Annotated in this window: 18 protein-coding genes; 15 read left to right on the top strand and 3 right to left on the bottom strand. The window is 33.0% G+C overall.

Annotated elements, in window-relative coordinates:
* Positions 1–85: 85 nt before the first annotated feature.
* Complete coding sequence (locus B3C18_RS00205; protein WP_291140547.1) at positions 86–1804, top strand: ATP-binding protein; 1719 nt, start codon at positions 86–88, stop codon at positions 1802–1804.
* Positions 1805–1900: 96 nt separating this feature from the next.
* On the opposite strand, the gene B3C18_RS00200 is transcribed toward B3C18_RS00205, so the two are convergent.
* The gene (locus B3C18_RS00200) at positions 1901–2674 is read right to left on the bottom strand and encodes an XRE family transcriptional regulator (protein WP_053472327.1); all 774 of its coding nucleotides are present in this window, start codon (positions 2672–2674) and stop codon (positions 1901–1903) included.
* A gap of 98 nt (positions 2675–2772) precedes the next feature.
* On the opposite strand from B3C18_RS00200, the gene B3C18_RS00195 reads away from it, so the two are divergent.
* The 7 genes from B3C18_RS00195 to B3C18_RS00165 all read left to right on the top strand — a co-directional run bounded on the left by B3C18_RS00195 (position 2773) and on the right by B3C18_RS00165 (position 8694).
* Entirely contained in the window at positions 2773–3222 is a 450-nt protein-coding gene (locus B3C18_RS00195) for a LexA family protein (RefSeq protein WP_291140595.1), read from the top strand.
* A 128-nt stretch (positions 3223–3350) separates the two neighbouring features.
* The gene (locus tag B3C18_RS00190) at positions 3351–4610 is read left to right on the top strand and encodes a Y-family DNA polymerase (RefSeq protein WP_291140539.1); all 1260 of its coding nucleotides are present in this window, start codon (positions 3351–3353) and stop codon (positions 4608–4610) included.
* 42 nt (positions 4611–4652) lie between these two features.
* A complete protein-coding gene (locus tag B3C18_RS00185) occupies positions 4653–6032 on the top strand; it encodes an exonuclease domain-containing protein (RefSeq protein WP_291140536.1) in 1380 nt (459 codons plus the stop codon).
* 71 nt (positions 6033–6103) lie between these two features.
* Positions 6104–6880: an exodeoxyribonuclease III gene (gene xth / locus B3C18_RS00180; RefSeq protein ID WP_291140533.1), complete on the top strand. Its 777-nt coding sequence runs from the start codon at positions 6104–6106 to the stop codon at positions 6878–6880.
* 7 nt (positions 6881–6887) lie between these two features.
* Positions 6888–7514: an alpha-ketoglutarate-dependent dioxygenase AlkB family protein gene (locus B3C18_RS00175; protein ID WP_291140530.1), complete on the top strand. Its 627-nt coding sequence runs from the start codon at positions 6888–6890 to the stop codon at positions 7512–7514.
* 156 nt (positions 7515–7670) lie between these two features.
* A complete protein-coding gene (locus tag B3C18_RS00170) occupies positions 7671–8132 on the top strand; it encodes a DUF1810 domain-containing protein (protein ID WP_291140527.1) in 462 nt (153 codons plus the stop codon).
* A 157-nt stretch (positions 8133–8289) separates the two neighbouring features.
* Complete coding sequence (locus B3C18_RS00165; protein ID WP_291140524.1) at positions 8290–8694, top strand: MFS transporter; 405 nt, start codon at positions 8290–8292, stop codon at positions 8692–8694.
* A gap of 252 nt (positions 8695–8946) precedes the next feature.
* Here the strand turns inward: B3C18_RS00165 and B3C18_RS00160 are convergent, their stop codons facing one another.
* Entirely contained in the window at positions 8947–10356 is a 1410-nt protein-coding gene (locus B3C18_RS00160) for an APC family permease (protein WP_291140521.1), read from the bottom strand.
* 291 nt (positions 10357–10647) lie between these two features.
* On the opposite strand from B3C18_RS00160, the gene B3C18_RS00155 reads away from it, so the two are divergent.
* From B3C18_RS00155 to B3C18_RS00125, 7 genes are all read left to right on the top strand, one after another.
* On the top strand, positions 10648–11097 hold the full coding sequence (locus B3C18_RS00155; protein ID WP_291140518.1) for a hypothetical protein: 450 nt from the start codon (positions 10648–10650) through the stop codon (positions 11095–11097).
* A gap of 19 nt (positions 11098–11116) precedes the next feature.
* Positions 11117–12817 (top strand): hypothetical protein, encoded by a 1701-nt coding sequence (locus B3C18_RS00150; RefSeq protein ID WP_291140515.1) that lies wholly within the window; start codon positions 11117–11119, stop codon positions 12815–12817.
* A gap of 17 nt (positions 12818–12834) precedes the next feature.
* Entirely contained in the window at positions 12835–13026 is a 192-nt protein-coding gene (locus B3C18_RS00145; protein WP_291140512.1) for a hypothetical protein, read from the top strand.
* Entirely contained in the window at positions 13023–13544 is a 522-nt protein-coding gene (locus B3C18_RS00140; protein ID WP_291140509.1) for a hypothetical protein, read from the top strand. The genes B3C18_RS00145 and B3C18_RS00140 overlap by 4 nt, the downstream gene beginning before the upstream one ends.
* The gene (locus tag B3C18_RS00135) at positions 13545–15098 is read left to right on the top strand and encodes an ATP-binding protein (RefSeq protein ID WP_291140506.1); all 1554 of its coding nucleotides are present in this window, start codon (positions 13545–13547) and stop codon (positions 15096–15098) included.
* Between the two features lie 423 nt (positions 15099–15521).
* Positions 15522–16955 (top strand): sensor histidine kinase, encoded by a 1434-nt coding sequence (locus B3C18_RS00130; RefSeq protein ID WP_291140503.1) that lies wholly within the window; start codon positions 15522–15524, stop codon positions 16953–16955.
* Positions 16945–17346, top strand: a complete 402-nt coding sequence (locus tag B3C18_RS00125) for a response regulator (protein ID WP_291140500.1) — start codon at positions 16945–16947, stop codon at positions 17344–17346. The genes B3C18_RS00130 and B3C18_RS00125 overlap by 11 nt, the downstream gene beginning before the upstream one ends.
* Here B3C18_RS00125 and B3C18_RS00120 read toward each other — a convergent pair.
* Positions 17338–18489, bottom strand: a complete 1152-nt coding sequence (locus B3C18_RS00120) for a C40 family peptidase (protein WP_291140497.1) — start codon at positions 18487–18489, stop codon at positions 17338–17340. The two genes, B3C18_RS00125 and B3C18_RS00120, sit on opposite strands and share 9 nt — an antisense overlap.
* Positions 18490–18502 lie beyond the last annotated feature (13 nt).

Genomic DNA, 18502 nt, shown 5'->3' with positions numbered 1-18502 from the left:
ACGGTTAAAAAAAAACAATTCTAATATTTTCTTATATTACTTATATGGTTCAAAAAAAGTTCAAAAAAATTAAATGTTTTATAAAATGAGAATTAAAACCAAATTGAATCTGGGAGTTGGGTTGTTATTTTTAATGATCATCATACTTTCGTTAGTTAGTGGTTATTCTGTTTTTTTGATAAAAGCAGACACAGAGAATATTCTGAAAGCGAATTATAATACGCTGGAATATTCACGAAATATGATTTTGTCTTTGGATGAAATTAAAGCGAGCCCTGATAGTAAGATTCATGTTTTCAAGGAATATCTTGAAAAACAAACACAAAATGTTACCGAACCAGGAGAAAAAGAAGCAACTGCCAGTCTTGAAAGAAGTTTTGCTCTTTTAGAGAAAAATGGTTCTAATGAAGCTTTAAAAGCACAGGTTAGACAGGACATTTTTGCTATTATGAAATTGAATCTGGATGCCATAAAACAGAAAAGTGATATTGCCAAACATACCGCTGAAAATGCTAATTTATGGATTGCCATTGTGGGAACTTTATGTTTTTTAATTGCTTTTAATTTACTGATCAATCTGCCCAATAATATTGCCAATCCGATAAAGGAATTAACACTGAGTATTAAGGAAATTGCCAATAAAAACTATTCAGAACGTGTTCATTTTACGAGTCATAGCGAATTTGGAGATTTGGCAAAATCGTTTAATACAATGGCGCAGAAACTTCAGGAATATAACGATAGTAATTTGTACAAACTCTTTTTCGAAAAGAAACGACTGGAAACTTTAATCAATAATATGAACGATCCTATTATTGGTCTGGACAATGAAGGAATAGTTTTGTTTGCCAATGACGAAGCACTGAAAATTATTGGTCTGAAATTGGAAGATGTTATTGGAAAATCTGCTTCTACTCTAGCCTTGTCGAATGATTTGATTCGTTCTTTAATTTTAAAAGAGGATTCAGATTCCCCTAAAAAACAACCGCTTAAAATTTACGCGCACGGAAAGGAAAGTTATTTCGAAAAAGAAATTCTGAATATTACCATAATCCCAACGGGAGAAGAAAAAGAAATCAATATTGGCGATGTAATTATTCTGCGAAATATTACGCTTTTTAAAGAACTGGATTTTGCCAAAACCAATTTTATTGCCACAGTTTCGCACGAATTAAAAACACCAATTGCGTCTATAAAATTAAGTCTTCAATTGCTTGAAAATGGTAAAACGGGGGACATGAACGAAGACCAGAAACAATTAGTAGAAAGTATAAAAGATGATAGTCAGCGCTTATTGAAAATTACGGGAGAATTGCTTAATCTATCTCAATTAGAAACCGGAAATATTCAGTTGAATATCGAAAAAAGCAGTCCGCATGAAATTGTAAATTATGCTGTTGAAGCGGTAAAAGTTCAGGCTGATCAAAAACAAATAAACCTTTTAATTGATGCCGATGAAAATCTGCAAGACGTAAAAGCCGACAGCGAGAAAACTGGCTGGGTTTTGATTAATTATTTGTCAAATGCGATAAGATATTCTTCTGAAAAAAGTACGATTATCATCAAATTAAAAAAAGAAAACAATCAAATCGTATTTCAGGTTATCGACACCGGAAAAGGAATTGATACAAGATATAAAGACAAAGTTTTTGATAAATATTTTCAGGTTCCGGGAAGTCAGAAATCCGGAACGGGATTAGGTTTAGCGATAAGCAAAGAATTTATTGAAGCGCAGAATGGAAGCGTTGGTGTAGAAAGTAATTTGGGATTGGGAAGTACGTTTTGGTTTTCGTTAAAGGTTTAGATTTTTTTTCCTGCCACGAAGGCACTAAGACACAAAGTTTTTTTAAGTCTTTTTTAAATAGCTTTGTGCCTTAGCGCCTTCGTGGCAAAACTTTTTTTACGTATTCGAAGTATTATTCTTAATCTCCCTAACTTCTCTTTTTAATTCTAAAAGCAAATCCTTCATTGCTCCTGTTTCTGTGATTTCTTGTTTTTTATCCGAACGGCCAATATTACATTCGTATTCCCAAATCTCTAAAATATCAGAAGCTTTCACTTCATAATTTGGATAAAAACTATTATCCGATTCTAAAACCAAGGCGTTCTTTTTGTTTTTATTGAGACGCTTATATACCATTCCTTCATTCTTGGTAATAAGAATATAGGTTTTTCCATCCATCACCTCTCCTAGCTTTTCCACATAACGGCCAATAATAATAGAACCATCTTCGTGTGGAGGCATTGAATCACCTTCAACAGGAAATCCGCGATGTTTTCCCGGTCCTAAAAAAGGTAGTGTAATTTGCTGTAAACTTTCAATATATTCCGGATCAGCATATCCGTTTAGATAACCTGCTTTTGCTTTTTGAGATACAATTTCAATAAAGTTTTCTCCAAAACTATCCACTTGAATGGGTAAAATAAGTCGATTGCCTTCCAGTTTTATCAAATTTTGCACATCAATTTTACGTATATCGACAGATAATATCAAGTCAATACTCATATGAAAATATAAGGCAATTTTCTTTAAAATATCATACGGTGCTTCCGAAGTTCCATCTTCGTATTTAACGTATCTTCCTCTAGTAATACTAAGGTTCTCAGCTAATTTCTCCTGCGATATTTTATGCTTAACCCTCAATGCTCTGATGTTATCTGAAAATAAGGACATAATTAATTTGTTATAATTTGGAACAGCAAATATATGAAAAAATGTTATCAACTGTACTAATTTTGCTTTATACAAAAAAACATTTTTTTGAAGTGATTATGAAATTGAGCAATATAAATACCACAAAATCAATAGAATTGTACATTCCGGATGTAAGTTCAAAAGTAAAATTACCTTTTTTTGACGTTGGTATCAGCGCAGGTTTTCCTTCGCCTGCTGATGACTTTATCGAATTATCGATTGATCTCAATAAAGAATTTATCAAACATAAATACACTACTTATTTTGCCAGAGTAAAAGGGCATTCTATGAAAAATGCCGGTATCAATGATGGCGATTTATTGATTATTGATAAAAGTCTGGAGCCGCAAAATAATAAAATTGCTGTTTGCCAAATTGATGGCGAATTTACCGTAAAACGTATCAGAATAGAAAAAGACATTATTTGGCTTATTGCCGAAAATGAAGATTATCAGCCTATAAAAGTAACTCCGGAAAATAATTTTGTGATTTGGGGAATTGTGGTTCATTGTATTAAAACTTTTTAAGTTGAATGTCACGCTGAGCGAAGTCAATTGTCAGTCTGAGCGAAGTCAAAGACCTTTATACAATGAAGCCCTTCGACTTCGCTCAGGGTGACAAAACAGAAATAGAAATAAAAAAACACATTTAGAAAATGTTTGCTTTAGTCGATTGTAACAATTTTTACGCTTCTTGCCAAAGAGTATTTGAACCGCATTTAAGAGGAAAACCTATCGTTATTCTCTCTAACAATGATGGTTGTGTTATTTCGCGTTCAGACGAAGCTAAAGCTTTGGGTATTCCAATGGCTATTCCGGCTTTTAAGTATGAATCTGTTTTTAAAGAAAAAAATATTTTTGTGTATTCTTCCAATTATCCGCTATATGGAGATATGAGCAATCGGGTTATGAATCTGCTTCGAACTTATACTTCCGAAGTCGAGATTTACAGTATTGATGAAGCTTTCCTGAAATTTTCGGGTTACGATTTATTTGATTTGAATACCCTGGGCTTAAAAATGCGAAAAGAAGTCACTCAAGGAACAGGAATTCCGGTTAGTATAGGTTTTGCGCCTACCAAAGCTTTGGCTAAAATGGCGAATAAAATTGCTCGAAAATTTGCCGATCGTACGCAGGGTGTTTATTGTATTGATTCTGAAGAAAAAAGAATTAAAGCATTAAAATGGACTAAAATTGAAGACGTCTGGGGAATTGGAAGAAAACATGCTAAACGCCTTAAATTAAAAAAAATCAACACGGCTTATGAATTTACACAGCTTCCAGATGCCTGGGTAAGAAAAGAAATGTCTGTAGTTGGGCTTCGGTTAAAACATGAATTAGAAGGAAAACCAACTTTAGGATTAGAAGAGGCCGCAGATCGTAAAATGATTGCCACTACGAGATCTTTCGAAAAAAGGTATACTACTTTTGAAGAAATCTCAGAACGAATCAGCACGTTTACAGCTTCTTGTGCTGAAAAATTAAGACGCCAGGAATGTCATTGCAATATGGTAACCGTTTTTATCCAGACGAGTTTTATAAAGAATGAAGAATCACAATATTCACGAAGTATTACCATCACTACTGATTTTCCAACCAATTCGACAATAGAACTTAATGAGGCTGCACAAAAGGGTTTTAAAGCTATTTTTAAAAAAGGCTATCGTTATAAAAAAGCGGGTGTAATTGTAATGGGCTTAACGCCAAATAGTGAAACACAGCTTAATTTATTCGAAACTTCAAATCCTAAACATCAGCCTTTAATGAGTGTGATTGATAAAATGAATCAGAGTTACGGTAATAATAAAATTAAATTCGGCGTACAATCGTTGGGACGGCAATGGAAAATGAAGCAGAACAGATTATCTCCTAAATTTTCTACTTTACTCAAGGATGTTATTACGGTTAAAGTTTAAATATAAACAACAGAAAAACAATCGGTTTTACGTTATATAAAGATGAAAAATACGGAATATGCCATAGTCGATATTGAAGCCACAGGCGGGAACGCCAGTGGCAGCCGCATTACAGAAATTGCCATTATTATTCATGATGGTAAAAATGTACTTGACCGTTATGAAACACTCGTTAATCCGGAGCAGGACATTCCTCCTTCTATTTTTGGATTAACAGGTATTAATAACGAAATGGTGGCTAATGCACCTATTTTCGACGATATTTCAGAGAAAGTATTAGAAATGCTTACTGATCGTGTTTTTGTTGCTCATAATGTAAACTTCGATTATTCATTCGTTCATCATCAACTTGAAAAAGCGGGGTTCAAATGGTCTGCAAAAAAACTTTGCACCGTTCGTGCAGCCAGAAAAATCAAACCGGGTTTAGGTTCTTACAGTTTAGGAAATCTTTGCAACTCCTTAAATATAGGCTTAGAAAACAGACACCGTGCGGGCGGAGACGCAGATGCAACTGCTATTTTATTTTCGCTTTTACTGGAATGGGACGATGCGGGAGAAATCGATAAAATGATCAAAAAAACGGCACAAGATCAGCGTTTGCCGCCGAATCTTCCGCCTGATGATTTTAATAATTTACCCGAAAAACCTGGTGTATATTATTTTTATAATCAGCAGAAAAAAGTGATTTATGTAGGGAAAGCCATCAATGTAAAAAAACGTGTGGCTTCGCATTTCAGCGGTAACAATATTAATCCGCAAAGGCAGCATTTTTTAAGGGATATTCACGGAATTTCCTTTGAAATCTGTGGTACAGAATTAATGGCGCTTTTATTAGAATGTACGGAAATTAAAAAACTCTGGCCAACTTACAACAGAGCCTTAAAACGCTTTGAGGCGAAATTTGGAATCTACCAATATGAAGCGAGAAACGGTTATAAATATCTCGCGATTGGAAAAGTCAGTAAATTTCAAATCTGCATTCATGAATTTAACAGCCAATATGATGGAATTAATTTATTGAGAAGTCTGGCAGAACAGTTTGAAATCGATCATAGATTCTGCAAATACACAAGGCCGGAAGAAGGAGAACTTTTTCAAAATAATGAAATAAAAGATCTGCCTGATGTTTTACTTCACAACGAACAAGTTGATAATGCTATTGATTTTTTATTAACCAACAGACCCACTTTTGCTATTATAGATAAAGGAAGATCTAAAGACGAAAGAAGCTGCATTTGGATTGAAAACGGGCATTTTCATGGTATGGGATATATTCCGTCAGATATTTCAATTCATGATCCATTAGAAGTAAAAAACTATACTGAACCTTATAAAAGCAATCAATATATCGAGCATTTGATTTTTGCTTACGCAGAAAAACATCCGGGGAAAGTGTTCTTTAATAAACAGTTCCTGAAATAAGAATATTAAATCTATACAGATTAAATGCTTAATAATCAGTAAATTTAATAATACAACTAATTAAATGTACCATGAAAATAGCAACATATAACGTAAACGGAATCAACGGTCGCCTGCCTGTATTATTACGCTGGCTTGATGAAGCTGCTCCAGATATTGTGTGCCTGCAGGAATTAAAAGCGCCACAGGATAATTTTCCGCTTAAGGCGATTAATGATGCCGGTTACAATGCGATTTGGCACGGACAAAAACAATGGAATGGTGTTGCAATTCTGGCTCGAAACATGGAGATTGAAGAAGTAACCCGCATTCTTCCGGGAGATGATGAAGATGTTCAAAGCCGTTATATCGAAGCTTTGATTAATGGAATCGTAATTGCCTGTCTTTATCTTCCAAACGGAAATCCTTTGCCGGGACCTAAATTTGAATATAAACTGAAATGGTTTGATCGTTTGCATGAACGCGCAGAAACTTTATTAAGTCTAAAAATTCCCGTAATCTTGATTGGTGATTTTAATGTTATGCCAACGGAATTAGATGTTTATAAACCCGAAAAATGGGTTAACGATGCGCTTTTCAGACCCGAGGTTCGAAAAGCTTTTGCGGCTATAGTTTCGCTAGGTTGGACAGATGCGATTCGGAAATTATACCCTGACGAGAAAATTTACACTTTTTGGGATTATTTCAGAAATGCTTACGAACGAAATGCCGGTTTAAGAATTGATCATTTTTTACTGAGTCCGCAAATAGCTTCAGTATTACGTTCGGGTGGTGTTGACCGTCATGTGCGAGGCTGGGAAAAAACAAGCGATCATGCTCCTGTTTGGATTGAAATTGACAAAAAATAAATGGAAAATGACATTATTTAACGACACCGAATTATTTACCGCAGGTTTGGCAGGAAAAAAAGTATTTGACATCCCTGATTCTGAATTGATTTTGATTGATAATTTCTTCACTAAAGAAGAATCTGATCGTTTTTATGAAAGACTGCTTCGTAAAACAAAATGGAGAGAATACGAAATGGAAATTTACGATAAAACCTATACGGTTCCCAGAATGATCGCCTGGTATGAAGACAAAGATAATCCCGGAGCAGACCCAAAAGGTCCCGACTGGAATTATGAATTACTAAAGATTAGAGGCCGTGTAGAAAAAGAAACACAGCTGGATTTTAATACCGTTTTGCTTAATTTATACAGAGATGGAAATGATGGCGTGGGCTGGCACAGCGATAAAGAACACAATACGGGCCCAAACCCGGTTATTGCTTCGGTGACTTTTGGAGAAACCAGAATGTTCAGGCTTCGTCATAAATTTAATAAAGATATTCCGCAGGTCGAAATTCCGCTGCATCATGGATCTTTTTTGCTGATGGCGGGAACAACAAACAGTTTTTGGCAGCATCAGGTTCCTAAAACGGCACGGAATGTTTTACCCAGAATCAACCTTACTTTTAGACAAACCAAACGTAGTGTATGATTTATAAACAATTCAAAATGAGTTTTTTCACCATTTAATAACGATGAGGAAAATTCTGTCGAAAAAAGTTAAAATACTGATTGTATGAAGGTTTTATTAGGCAGACCCTTTCTTTTTTACTAGTTTTGCAACCCTTTTTTAAAATATAATACCAAAATGGCTTATTCAAACAATGATTTATCGCGTTTCTTAGATGCGCAAAATAAACTTTATCTTACTGCCCTTGCTGAGATCAAAAAAGGAAAAAAAGAAACACACTGGATGTGGTTTATTTTTCCTCAGATTAAAGGATTGGGTACTAGTGATACTTCAAATCTTTATGCGATTGCCGATCTAAAAGAAGCTTCAGAATTTTTGGAGCATCCTATTTTAGGAAAACATCTTATTGAAATTTCTGAAATTTTATTGACTTTTAAAAGGAAATCAGCTGACGGGATTTTGGGCGATTTAGATGCTCGAAAATTACGTTCTTCAATGACGCTTTTTTCAATGGCCGAAAATACGAATCCGATATTTCAGGAAATTTTAGATGCTTTTTTCTCCGGAGAATCAGACCCGCTTACAATATCTATTATTAATTCAACTATAAAATCATCTACTGAAGCTGTTGTTATATAATTATTTATAACATTCATAGATTTTTACGTATAAAGGCACTGCATTATGTAGTGCCTTTTTTGTTTTTATCTGCTGCTTTTTTGCCACCAAAAACACGAAAATATAAAGTTTTATATTTATATTCTATTTAATTTTACCTTGCATAAAAAACCAAATCATGACCGAAAAAATCAAAACCCTTCAAATTATTCACCTTGCCATTTGTGCAGGAACAATTGTCGCTTATTTCTTTTTAGGTGAACTTTCTGTTGAAAAACTAAATATTCCCAATATTGATTCATCATCATTGGTGTATGTTTTTATTCCCGTTTTAGCCTTTGTTTTGAGTACTTTTTTATTCAAATCACAATTAAAACAAATTGATCCAAAACTGAAAACGGAAGACAAATTACCCATTTATCAAACAGCATCAATAATGAGATGGGCAGTTCTGGAAGGCGCTGCTTTTTTAATCTTATTTTTAAAACCTGATTTCGTATTATTCGGAATCCTTATTATCATATATCTTATTTTCCTAAGACCTACAGAAGAAAGAATTAATAACGATTTAAAAGGTCTTTAATTCTTAATTTTGCCCATGGATTTTACAGATTAAACGGGTTTTCACTGGTTATTATTTTTGAATCGCATAATAAAAAAAGACGGCGTGAACCCGTTTAATCCGCAAAATCCGTGGGCACATTAATCAAACTTTTTGAAGAATTTTATTTTTGATTATAAATTTGCTGTACAAAAAAAGCGCCTTGATAATCTCAAGGCGCTTTTTTTATTTATAAAGTTTGAAACTTGAAACCTCAAACTTGAAACAAAAAAACTATTCTTTTGGTTTTGTTAAGTAGTAAACCGGAATTCCTGTTAGCATAATTAAAACTCCCCATCCGCAGGTTGAGAATTTTGTGATTAATAATGAAACACAAATTGCCGCCGCTATTATAATATATAACATTGGTAAAAATGGATATCCGAAAGCTTTATAAGGTCTTTCTGCATCTGGCATTTTTTTACGCAAAATAAAGATTCCGTAAATTGTTAAAATATAGAAAATCAAAACGATAATGATTACGAAATCTAATAAATCACCGTATTTTCCAGTCAAACACAAAGCCGAAGCCCAGATACATTGCGCCCAAAGTGCCCATGCAGGAACACTTGATTCATTTAAAACAGCAGCTTTTTTAAAGAACAAACCATCTTTTGCCATTGTATAATAAACTCTCGCACCAGCCATAATTAATCCGTTGTTGCAGGCAAAAGTCGAAATCATAATCATGATTGCAATAATCAACGTTCCAATATTTCCGAAAATATATTGTGAAGCTACAACTGCTACACGATCAGATTTTGCTGTTGCGATTTCGTCTAACGGAATTACAGCCAAATACATGATATTGGTTAATACATAAATAATCGTTACAATAAAAGTTCCAAGAAATAAACTGAAACCTACGTTACGTTTTGGATTTTTAATTTCTCCTGCAATAAAAGTAACACCGTTCCAGGCATCACTTGAAAATAAAGATCCAACCATTGCTGCAGAAATTCCTGTAATTAAAGCCGTTCCACCAATTGGAAACCAAGAACCTGTTTCTTTATTAAACGAACGTGTATTCCATGCATCTGCCCAGTTGGCATCCCAAACCGAAGCTTTTGCAGCAAGCGTTAATCCAAAAACAATTAATCCCAGCAATGATAAAATTTTGATAATCGTAAGAACGGTTTGAAGAATTTTTCCGTTTTTAACCCCGCGACTGTTAATATAAGTCAATAAAATAATCGTAAAAATCGATACTAACTGCGCTGCATTTAGTTTAAATGAACCAATTTCATAAAGTATATTTTCATCACTCAAAGGTTCGTATAGATAAGCAGCAAATTTTGAGAAAGCTACTCCAACCGCTGCGATTGTTCCGGTTTGAATTACGGCGAAAAAACTCCAGCCGTATAAAAAGGCAATTAATTTGTTGTAAGCTTCTTTTAAGTATACATATTGTCCTCCGGCTTTTGGGAACATTGCACTTAATTCGCCATAACTTACGGCTGCGATAATGGTAATTAATCCTGAAATCAGCCAAATTAAAGTAAGCCATCCGGCAGATCCAACTTGCCTGGCGATGTCAGCACTTACAATAAATATTCCAGATCCAATCATAGAACCCACTACAAGCATGGTTCCGTCTAATAATCCTAGTTCTCTTTTAAAGTGTTCTTGGTTTTCTTCTTGCATTTTTTTGGTTTTTGGGTTGGTTAAAGATATACTTTTTTCTGAAATTTTAGATTTTCTGTTATAAATTTTAGGTTATTAAAAATATTTTGGGCGTATCCCTCCGGGTCGGGCTATCCACTCTATCTTTTATGGTGAACCCCACCATAAAAGGATGCCGTTTCTATCCCTTACGCAAACTTTTCCATAAGAACTTTTTTTGAATAAAAACTTCAATTACGGTTTTCCATAAAATATAACTTATTGAGCTATTTACATTTGAAAATCGAAAACTTAAAAAAATTCAATAATAACATGGCTAGAATCATTTTACAAAACGACAATATAAATTTTAGCACAGATAAGCAAAGCTTAACAAATGGTTTCATTAGTGATCGAGATCTTTTAAAAAAACGCTCAAAAAAATATCTTGATCTTATTGCGGGATTAGATGCTAAAACATTAACTGATACAAAAGGAATGGATGAGCTTATAAAAGCTATTCAGGAAGAATTTGGTACGGCTGAACTTTCTAATTTACCATTGGGAATTCTTTCTAAATGTTTTTTAGGGCATCCATATGAAGTACACACATTGGATTTAAGCGGAAGTCAAATTATTAAGCACTACAAGATTACCGAAACAATGGAAGCTGAATTCGAAAAAGCACGATCTGTTGCTAAGCATAATGCTTATGCTATGGTTGAAATTTATAAAGACAAAATCATTTTAATAAGAGAAGACGGAACAGCAACAAAACTATAACATTAATAAACAAATAACTATGTCTCAACAAGTAATCTCATATGCAGACCTTTCGATTATAAATAGTGCGTTAAGGTCAATTAGTTCAGATATGAAAGGAGTTCATTCTGAATTAGGAACATTAAATTTCAAACAAGATCAATTAGAAAGTGAGTTGGTAAAACTAGCAGATTCTTTTGCTGATTTTGTAGAAGCTGATATAAAACACAAATCATTACAGCTTGCAGAAACGCGCCAAGGAAATTTAAAACAAGACCTGCAAATTAGATTTGGTTATTATGCCGAAGTCAGAAGAATGGCAACAGGTATCTTACAAGGTGTTGACACAGGTGTAATAGGTGAAGATACTTTAAGATTTACAACCGAAGAAGTAATGATAAAAGCACCTGGATATTGGTTAGCACCTGCATTAGTTTCTTTAACCGCCTGGATACGAAACGATAAAAGCACTACCGAAAAAGCTTTGAATGAAGCTTTAAAAAGAGATGATTACAAAACTACACTTTTCTTCATGATGGTCATGCGAAGATTGACAAGAAATGAGGCAAGTTTGAAATGGCTTGAGCGTTATTTTATGCATCAAAATCCACATAATCTTGATAGAGAATTCATTATCATTCTTGAAGCAGTTACTACAGGAGTATTCCCGCCAGCTGCAAGACAACTAATGATGGTGAATGTTAAAAACTGGCTTGATCAACTTACACAAGGTGATCAATTTATAAATGAACAAAAATCGCAATGGGTTAATTTTTTTACAGCATTAGGTCCTTTATCTGAAGGTAAATATCCTTTATTAGAAAAATTTTCAAGCAATTGGAATTCACTTGAAAATTCCTTAAAAGAAGCCAAAACACATGATATTTTAAATACACATTTTAAAAATATCATTTCTTCATCTGCTGATTTTTCAAAAGGAATTAAGGTACAATTAGATGAAATTTTATCTCTGCTTGTTACCAACTTTGATGATGAAGAGTTGCCATTACAAGAGCAAGTAAGACTAAACCAACTTATTATTCAAATGGATGGTGACAAAAATGCTGCCCAATCTTTAATGGATGCCGAAAAACATATTTTTGATGAAAAGGTAGATTTTTTACAACTTTTGACAAATGCATCCTTTAATCCTGAATTATCCGGAGCAACTAAAGTAACCCAGGCTCTTGCAGTTTCAATAAGTCAGCCTTGGATATTAGAAGCATACGACACCTTTACTGCTCAAAGTAGAAATAACATCCCTCAATATATTGAACTTTCAATTGATGATTTTAAAGCCTCTACAAAAGATGGAAGTGAAGAAAATGAGCTTTTAAAAGAACAGGAATCTTATTATGATAAAATTTTAGAAACAGAATTAGGCAAAATCTCTTTTCCTTATGCAGCCATAATTATTGGAGTATTAATTTGTTTTCTTGGTTTATGGGCTTTTAGTCTTCATGCAATAGTTGGAATTCTAGGTTGTGGAATTGGCGGCGTTATAATCTGGAATTCGGTTTCGACATATAAGAAAGCCAAAAATAGAGTTATTGAAAATGTGGAAGAGCGAAAACAAAAAGCAAAAGAAGTTTTAAGAGGCTGTATTGCCGAAACGGTTGACTATAGAATAGAACACACTACAGAAGACAGTAAGGCAGAACAAGTAAGAGCTCTTATTGCATCAATTACTCCAGAAGATTTTTCAAGCGTATCACACGAAACAGCTAGAAATATTATTTAATTTCAAAAAAATCAATCATGACAAAAATAATTTTAGATAATCATTCAGAAGAATCTGAAGATAACATGCAAGAATTGAAAAAAGAAATCAGCATTAAGCCAAATCTTTTTCAAGGCAGAACGGAAGCCGAATTACAGAACGCAAAATTTCCAGAATGGGATATTGTACCTCCAAATCAATTTATTAATCCCAGAATTAAAGCCCAATGATAAATGGTCCAACAACATATTCTGAATGGGTAAATCTACTTAATCAATTTGCAAATGGTGACGATTCAGTTTTAGATCAATTAAACAATGGGACATTTTTAATTGATGCCGGAACTGCTAATCGTTTTTATTCGAAAATTGAAGAAGTATATAAAAAACGGAAACAAAATTGGCTGGATAAATTTCAAAGATCTTTTCAATTACAAAATCTGAAAACCGAGGATGATTTTGAAATTGCCTTAAGAAACGGGAAACAAAACCTTATTCTGTTAGATCGTTTTATCAGCATACAGGGTCTACCTGAAGATTTAAGAAAAACATTAAAAAAAGATCTGGAGGATTTTATTACTGAAATTAGAACATCATTAAAAAAGAATAATTCTAACACTTCAAAAAATGAAAAAATATTAATGTTACTAAATTCTTTTCAATTCAATACAATTTCTACAGAAATCAAGTCGGATCAAAAAAATAGTAGTGAAACAACCGCTTCAACGGGCAGAAAAATAATATTCTAGATGGCAAACAAATCAGAATTCAAAACTTCGCTTTTGCGAATGTTTAGAGCAAGAATACCTTTTATATCTATCAAAAGTATAGAGCGGGCAAGAGTACTGGAAGTTATTCAACAATTAGCAGAAGAAATCAATATTCCCATTTATTATCATAATTTATCTCAAGGAACTATTGATATTAAAACAAAAAAAAGTGTCAACGATGATCGCTCAGTTGCCGGTGGTTTAGACTATGCCGTTCAAAATATTTCGCAAAGACAAAATTTGACATTTGTTTTTACTGAAGTAAGTGATATTGAAGATGATAATTTAGTTTCGAGACATCTTTATGATTGTGTAGTTCAGGCTATTGAAAGAGGTGGAAGTATTTGTTTAATTACCACCAAATCTATTTGGCCTCAATTACAGCGATTAGGAATGACCATTACACTGGATGCGCCTAACGAAGATGAAATGTTAGAAGTTGTTAAAGAATGTGTTACTCCTTATAAAGGTTCTATTCCGCTCGAATGGGATGAAACAGATTATAAAATGGCTGCAGCTATTTTAGCAAATATGACCAAAATAGAGGCCGAAAATGTTTTAGCAACTCAAATGGCCAAAGGTTCTTTAACCAAAGAAGATATTAAAGAATTAAGTAATGCCAAAGACAAATTATTTAGTGATATATCAGGTCTGGAAAAGGTAAAAATTGACTCTTCTACTCTATCCGTTGCAGGATTGACAGGATTACAACATTGGCTGGATAATCAAAAACAACTTTTAACAGCAGACTTAAAAGCGAGAAAAATGCGACATCCAAGAGGTGTTTTACTTGTAGGAGTTCCTGGATGCGGTAAGTCTTTATCTGCCAAATTTATTGCTGCAAATTGGAACCTTCCATTATATCGTCTTGATCTTGCTGCTATTCAGGGACAATATCTCGGACAATCTGAAAACCGACTAAAAGAAGCGTTAGCATCTGCAGATAATGCCGCACCTTGCGTACTGTGGATTGACGAAATTGAAAAGGGCCTTTCTGGTGCAACTGGATCAAATGACGGAGGGACTTCAACAAGAATGGTTGGACAGTTTTTATTTTGGCTGCAGGAAAGTATGGCAAAAGTTTTTGTGGTATCTACAGCAAATGACGTTAGTAAATTACCTCCTGAACTATTACGAAGAGGGCGTTTTGATGAGTTATTTTTTGTTGACTTACCCGGAGAGATCGAAAGGAAAGATATTATAAATCTTTATATAAATCGTAATTTATTAACCCAGCCTTCACCAGCTACATTAAATCAACTTGTTGAAATTTCGGATGGATTTGCAGGTTCGGATATTGAAGGTGCGGTAAGAGATGTTGCTATTCAGGCCGTGATTCATGGAGATAATCTTGTAGATGATAATCTTTTCGAAAAATGTTTTAAAAACATTGTTCCACTAAGTAAAACCGCTCCAGAAAAGATTGAAGCAATTAGAATCTGGGGACGTGAACGAGCAGTTCCAGCATCTGGGGTTTCTTGGGAGACTTCATCTAATGATAAGATAACAGGAAAGCGTTCTATTATTATTTAAATTGATTAACTTTTATTTCTAATATTCCTGTATTACAATACATTAAACTGCAAATATTTTTTGCAGTTTTTTATTTTATACTATTAAACAAAAAATCATGCTTTACTATAACATTTTTCATCAAATAAAGTAACAATCAAATGTTGTTTTTAAATTTACAATTATTTAAAACAAACATAAAATTTTAATTATCAATTGTTTAAATTTTAAATATAAAAATAAATAAGAAAAAAACAACCGCTTGTAAAAAGATTCATATTTTTTACTAAATTTGGTAAAAGACTCAATAAGTCTTAAAATTTAAGTATTTTTATTAACAATTGTTTATTTTTAATCTTTAAAATAGTCAGCCTCAATACTATTCTAAAAAGAGAAAATCATACAAGCTTGATATAGACCGGATATTAATATTAACCTACTAATATGAAAATCATAGACAAGATTCGATCTTTAAAGAGCTTTCGTTTGCCTAATGTTTTTATTTTAATTTTGATCGTTTTTATTTCATGTGCATTGTTAATTTGCATCAACTTTTTAACGATCAAAATATTATCTGCTAACAGGGCATATGTAAACGGAGAATCTCATTATTCTAAAGGGCAAAAAGATGCTTCACTTCATCTTATTACCTATCTATACAACAAAGATCCAAATCAGTATAAACTATATCTAGAAGAACTAAAAGTGCCTCAAGGCGATGGTATTGCCAGAAAAACACTTTTAAAAGCCGGTGACAATAAAGTAGCAAGGCAGGGTTTTACAATTGGTCGAAATCATAAAGATGATTTAGATGATCTAGTTTGGTTGTTTGTTAATTTTAAAAATGTTCCGTTTTTAGCAAAAGCTATTCATGAATGGGAACAAGGGGATGCTTTAATCGAGAAACTTTTTATTATTGGAACTCAAGTTAATGCTAAAATCCAGCATAATACTTTAACAGATGCAGATCAAATAAGTTTTCTTCACCAAATAAGCAGTATTAGCGCTAAACTTACTATTAACGAACGTAATTTTTCCAGTACGCTAGGAGAAGGAACTCGTAAAATCAAAAACTTGCTTATCATTACTAATTTTATTTTCACTTTAATAATCATTTTAAGTGTTTGTTCTTATTATTCGATAATGGTAAAACGTTTGATTGTTTCCAAAAAGGAAATTGAGGTTAAAAATGAAAATCTAATTTTAGCAAATAACGAGTTAGATCGTTTTGTATACAGTGCTTCGCATGATTTAAGATCACCTATAACTTCTTTAAAAGGCTTGATTGAAATTACACAGCTGGAAGATGATGTTGATCAAATAAGAGATTATCTGCGTTTGATGTATCAGAGTCTTGCGAAACAAGATCAGTTTATCAGCGATATTATTGACTATTCTAAAAATAAAAGGAAACAAATTATTATGGAACCTGTAAGTCTGCAGGAGATTTTTAATGAAGCTATTTCGCAATTGATGCATATTGAAAATGCCAGCAAAATAACTTTTACACAGGAATTATTAGTTGACAAAATTGAAAGTGACGGCCTGCGTTTAAAAATCATTATCAGCAATTTACTTTCTAACGCTATCAAGTACGCTGATAACACCAAACAAGAAATGTTTATTTCGATTAAAACTTATATACACGAAGGTTTTAACAATATTGAGGTCTCTGATAATGGAATTGGAATTAACGACGACTGCAAGGATTATATTTTTGAAATGTATTTTGGAACAAACAAAAATAAAGGCTCAGGGTTAGGTCTTTATATCGTTAAAGAAGCGGTAGAAAACATTAAAGGAAATATTTCGGTGTTTTCTGAAAGCAATATTGGAAGTAAATTTATTGTAACAATACCAACTTCTTATGGAGCTTAAACCTTTATTTCTATTAATTGAAGACAATTTAATTGATCAGCTTGTTACAAAAAAACTGCTGAAAAAAGTTCTGGATATCGATCAGATTTTTGTTGCCAATAATGGACTTGAGGGCTTGCAGTGGATTATTAAAAATAAAAAAATCTGCCACTCTTTAATTATTTTATTAGATATCCAGATGCCGATAATGAACGGTTTTGAATTTCTGGATATATTCGAAACTCTAAACGAAGAAATTAAAAACGAAATTCAGATTTTCGTAATGTCTTCTACTTTAGATCAGGAAGAAATCAACCGAATAAAAGACAATATATACGTGAAGGATTTTTTAAATAAACCCTTTCCAATTGAAGAATTAAAGAAACAGCTTACCAGCTATTTTTTATTCTAAAATACGATTGATTTGTGAAAAAGCTCTTTGGTAATAAGCTTCTTTGGTTGAAGAAATCATAACACCCCCATGAGTCGAAGAATGAACAAATTTGATTTCACCGTCAGCATTTTCAACTACCATTCCGACGTGATTTATATGGCGTCTTCCGTTAGTTTTAAAGAAAATTAAATCTCCTTTTTGCGCTTCTGTAGTAGCTACTTTTGTACCAATGCGAGATTGCTCGATGGAGCTTCTTGGCAGTTTTATATCAAAATTTCCGAAGGTACAGAACATTAAACCTGAGCAATCAAAACCTGCTTTTGTAGTTCCGCCAGAACGGTAACGGGTTCCGATATTTTCTGTTGCATTTAGAATCAATTGATCAATTAAATCAGAGTGATTGCCATTGTAAACAAAAGTTGAATCCTTTTTTATGACTACTGTATTATCTGCAATTTGAGTTGTAGGTGCAGTAGTTGGATTTTCTAATTGAGGCACTGGAGAACTTACTGCGTTTAATGCATCAGCTTTTTCTTTAGTTGTCCTTATTTTTAAAACGTATCCAACTGGAAGTTTCCCTTTTATAAATGGATTTTGACGTTCTAATTCTTTTACCGTTATTCCGTATTTCTTTGCTATTGCGTATTTTGTTTCTTTTGGCTGGACTTCTACAACTAAGTCAACATCTGTAGAAGGAACTATTTCTGTTTTTTCAGGTTCGGGGTTTTTTACTGTACTCTCAGAAACTGTTAAACTACTATTTGATGGAATTATAATTTGCTGACCTATTTTCAATCCTTCTGTTTCTAATGTAGGATTTGCTTTTTTCAAATCATCAACAGAAACATTATATTTTTTTGATATTCCCCAAAGTGTTTCTTTTTGCAAAACTTCATGTGAACCGGGGTTATTATTGGCAACTGTTTGAGGAGTATTTTGTGGAGACTTTGCGTTTTTATTCGGAATTAATAAAATCGAATTGAGTTTTAAAACTTTAGGCGCATCTGGATTTGCTTCTTTAATATCTTTAGCTTTTAATCCGTATTTTTTAGCAATTACAGTAAGGTTTTCTCCTTTTGAGATTTTATGTTTGATAAATTTTTCCTGAGAAAAAGCTCCAACACTGAAAAAAAACAATACTATAATTAATCTAAAAACCATATTTACCTATTAA

Source organism: Flavobacterium sp. UBA7680 (assembly GCF_002482975.1).
In the GTDB taxonomy this organism is placed as follows: domain Bacteria; phylum Bacteroidota; class Bacteroidia; order Flavobacteriales; family Flavobacteriaceae; genus Flavobacterium.
The sequence above is the reverse complement of the archived record's forward strand: the minus strand, read 5'-3'. Positions and strand labels throughout refer to the sequence as shown.

Excerpts from the sequence above, each read along its gene's own strand:
- xth (WP_291140533.1), top strand. The coding sequence starts at position 6,104 with ATGAAAATAGCAACATATAACGTAAACGGAATCAACGGTCGCCTGCCT.
- B3C18_RS00170 (WP_291140527.1), top strand. The coding sequence starts at position 7,671 with ATGGCTTATTCAAACAATGATTTATCGCGTTTCTTAGATGCGCAAAAT.
- B3C18_RS00200 (WP_053472327.1), bottom strand. The coding sequence starts at position 2,674 with ATGTCCTTATTTTCAGATAACATCAGAGCATTGAGGGTTAAGCATAAA.
- B3C18_RS00135 (WP_291140506.1), top strand. The coding sequence starts at position 13,545 with ATGGCAAACAAATCAGAATTCAAAACTTCGCTTTTGCGAATGTTTAGA.
- B3C18_RS00160 (WP_291140521.1), bottom strand. The coding sequence starts at position 10,356 with ATGCAAGAAGAAAACCAAGAACACTTTAAAAGAGAACTAGGATTATTA.
- B3C18_RS00155 (WP_291140518.1), top strand. The coding sequence starts at position 10,648 with ATGGCTAGAATCATTTTACAAAACGACAATATAAATTTTAGCACAGAT.
- B3C18_RS00195 (WP_291140595.1), top strand. The coding sequence starts at position 2,773 with ATGAAATTGAGCAATATAAATACCACAAAATCAATAGAATTGTACATT.
- B3C18_RS00165 (WP_291140524.1), top strand. The coding sequence starts at position 8,290 with ATGACCGAAAAAATCAAAACCCTTCAAATTATTCACCTTGCCATTTGT.
- B3C18_RS00140 (WP_291140509.1), top strand. The coding sequence starts at position 13,023 with ATGATAAATGGTCCAACAACATATTCTGAATGGGTAAATCTACTTAAT.
- B3C18_RS00175 (WP_291140530.1), top strand. The coding sequence starts at position 6,888 with ATGACATTATTTAACGACACCGAATTATTTACCGCAGGTTTGGCAGGA.
- B3C18_RS00120 (WP_291140497.1), bottom strand. The coding sequence starts at position 18,489 with ATGGTTTTTAGATTAATTATAGTATTGTTTTTTTTCAGTGTTGGAGCT.
- B3C18_RS00150 (WP_291140515.1), top strand. The coding sequence starts at position 11,117 with ATGTCTCAACAAGTAATCTCATATGCAGACCTTTCGATTATAAATAGT.
- B3C18_RS00145 (WP_291140512.1), top strand. The coding sequence starts at position 12,835 with ATGACAAAAATAATTTTAGATAATCATTCAGAAGAATCTGAAGATAAC.
- B3C18_RS00125 (WP_291140500.1), top strand. The coding sequence starts at position 16,945 with ATGGAGCTTAAACCTTTATTTCTATTAATTGAAGACAATTTAATTGAT.
- B3C18_RS00130 (WP_291140503.1), top strand. The coding sequence starts at position 15,522 with ATGAAAATCATAGACAAGATTCGATCTTTAAAGAGCTTTCGTTTGCCT.
- B3C18_RS00185 (WP_291140536.1), top strand. The coding sequence starts at position 4,653 with ATGAAAAATACGGAATATGCCATAGTCGATATTGAAGCCACAGGCGGG.
- B3C18_RS00190 (WP_291140539.1), top strand. The coding sequence starts at position 3,351 with ATGTTTGCTTTAGTCGATTGTAACAATTTTTACGCTTCTTGCCAAAGA.
- B3C18_RS00205 (WP_291140547.1), top strand. The coding sequence starts at position 86 with ATGAGAATTAAAACCAAATTGAATCTGGGAGTTGGGTTGTTATTTTTA.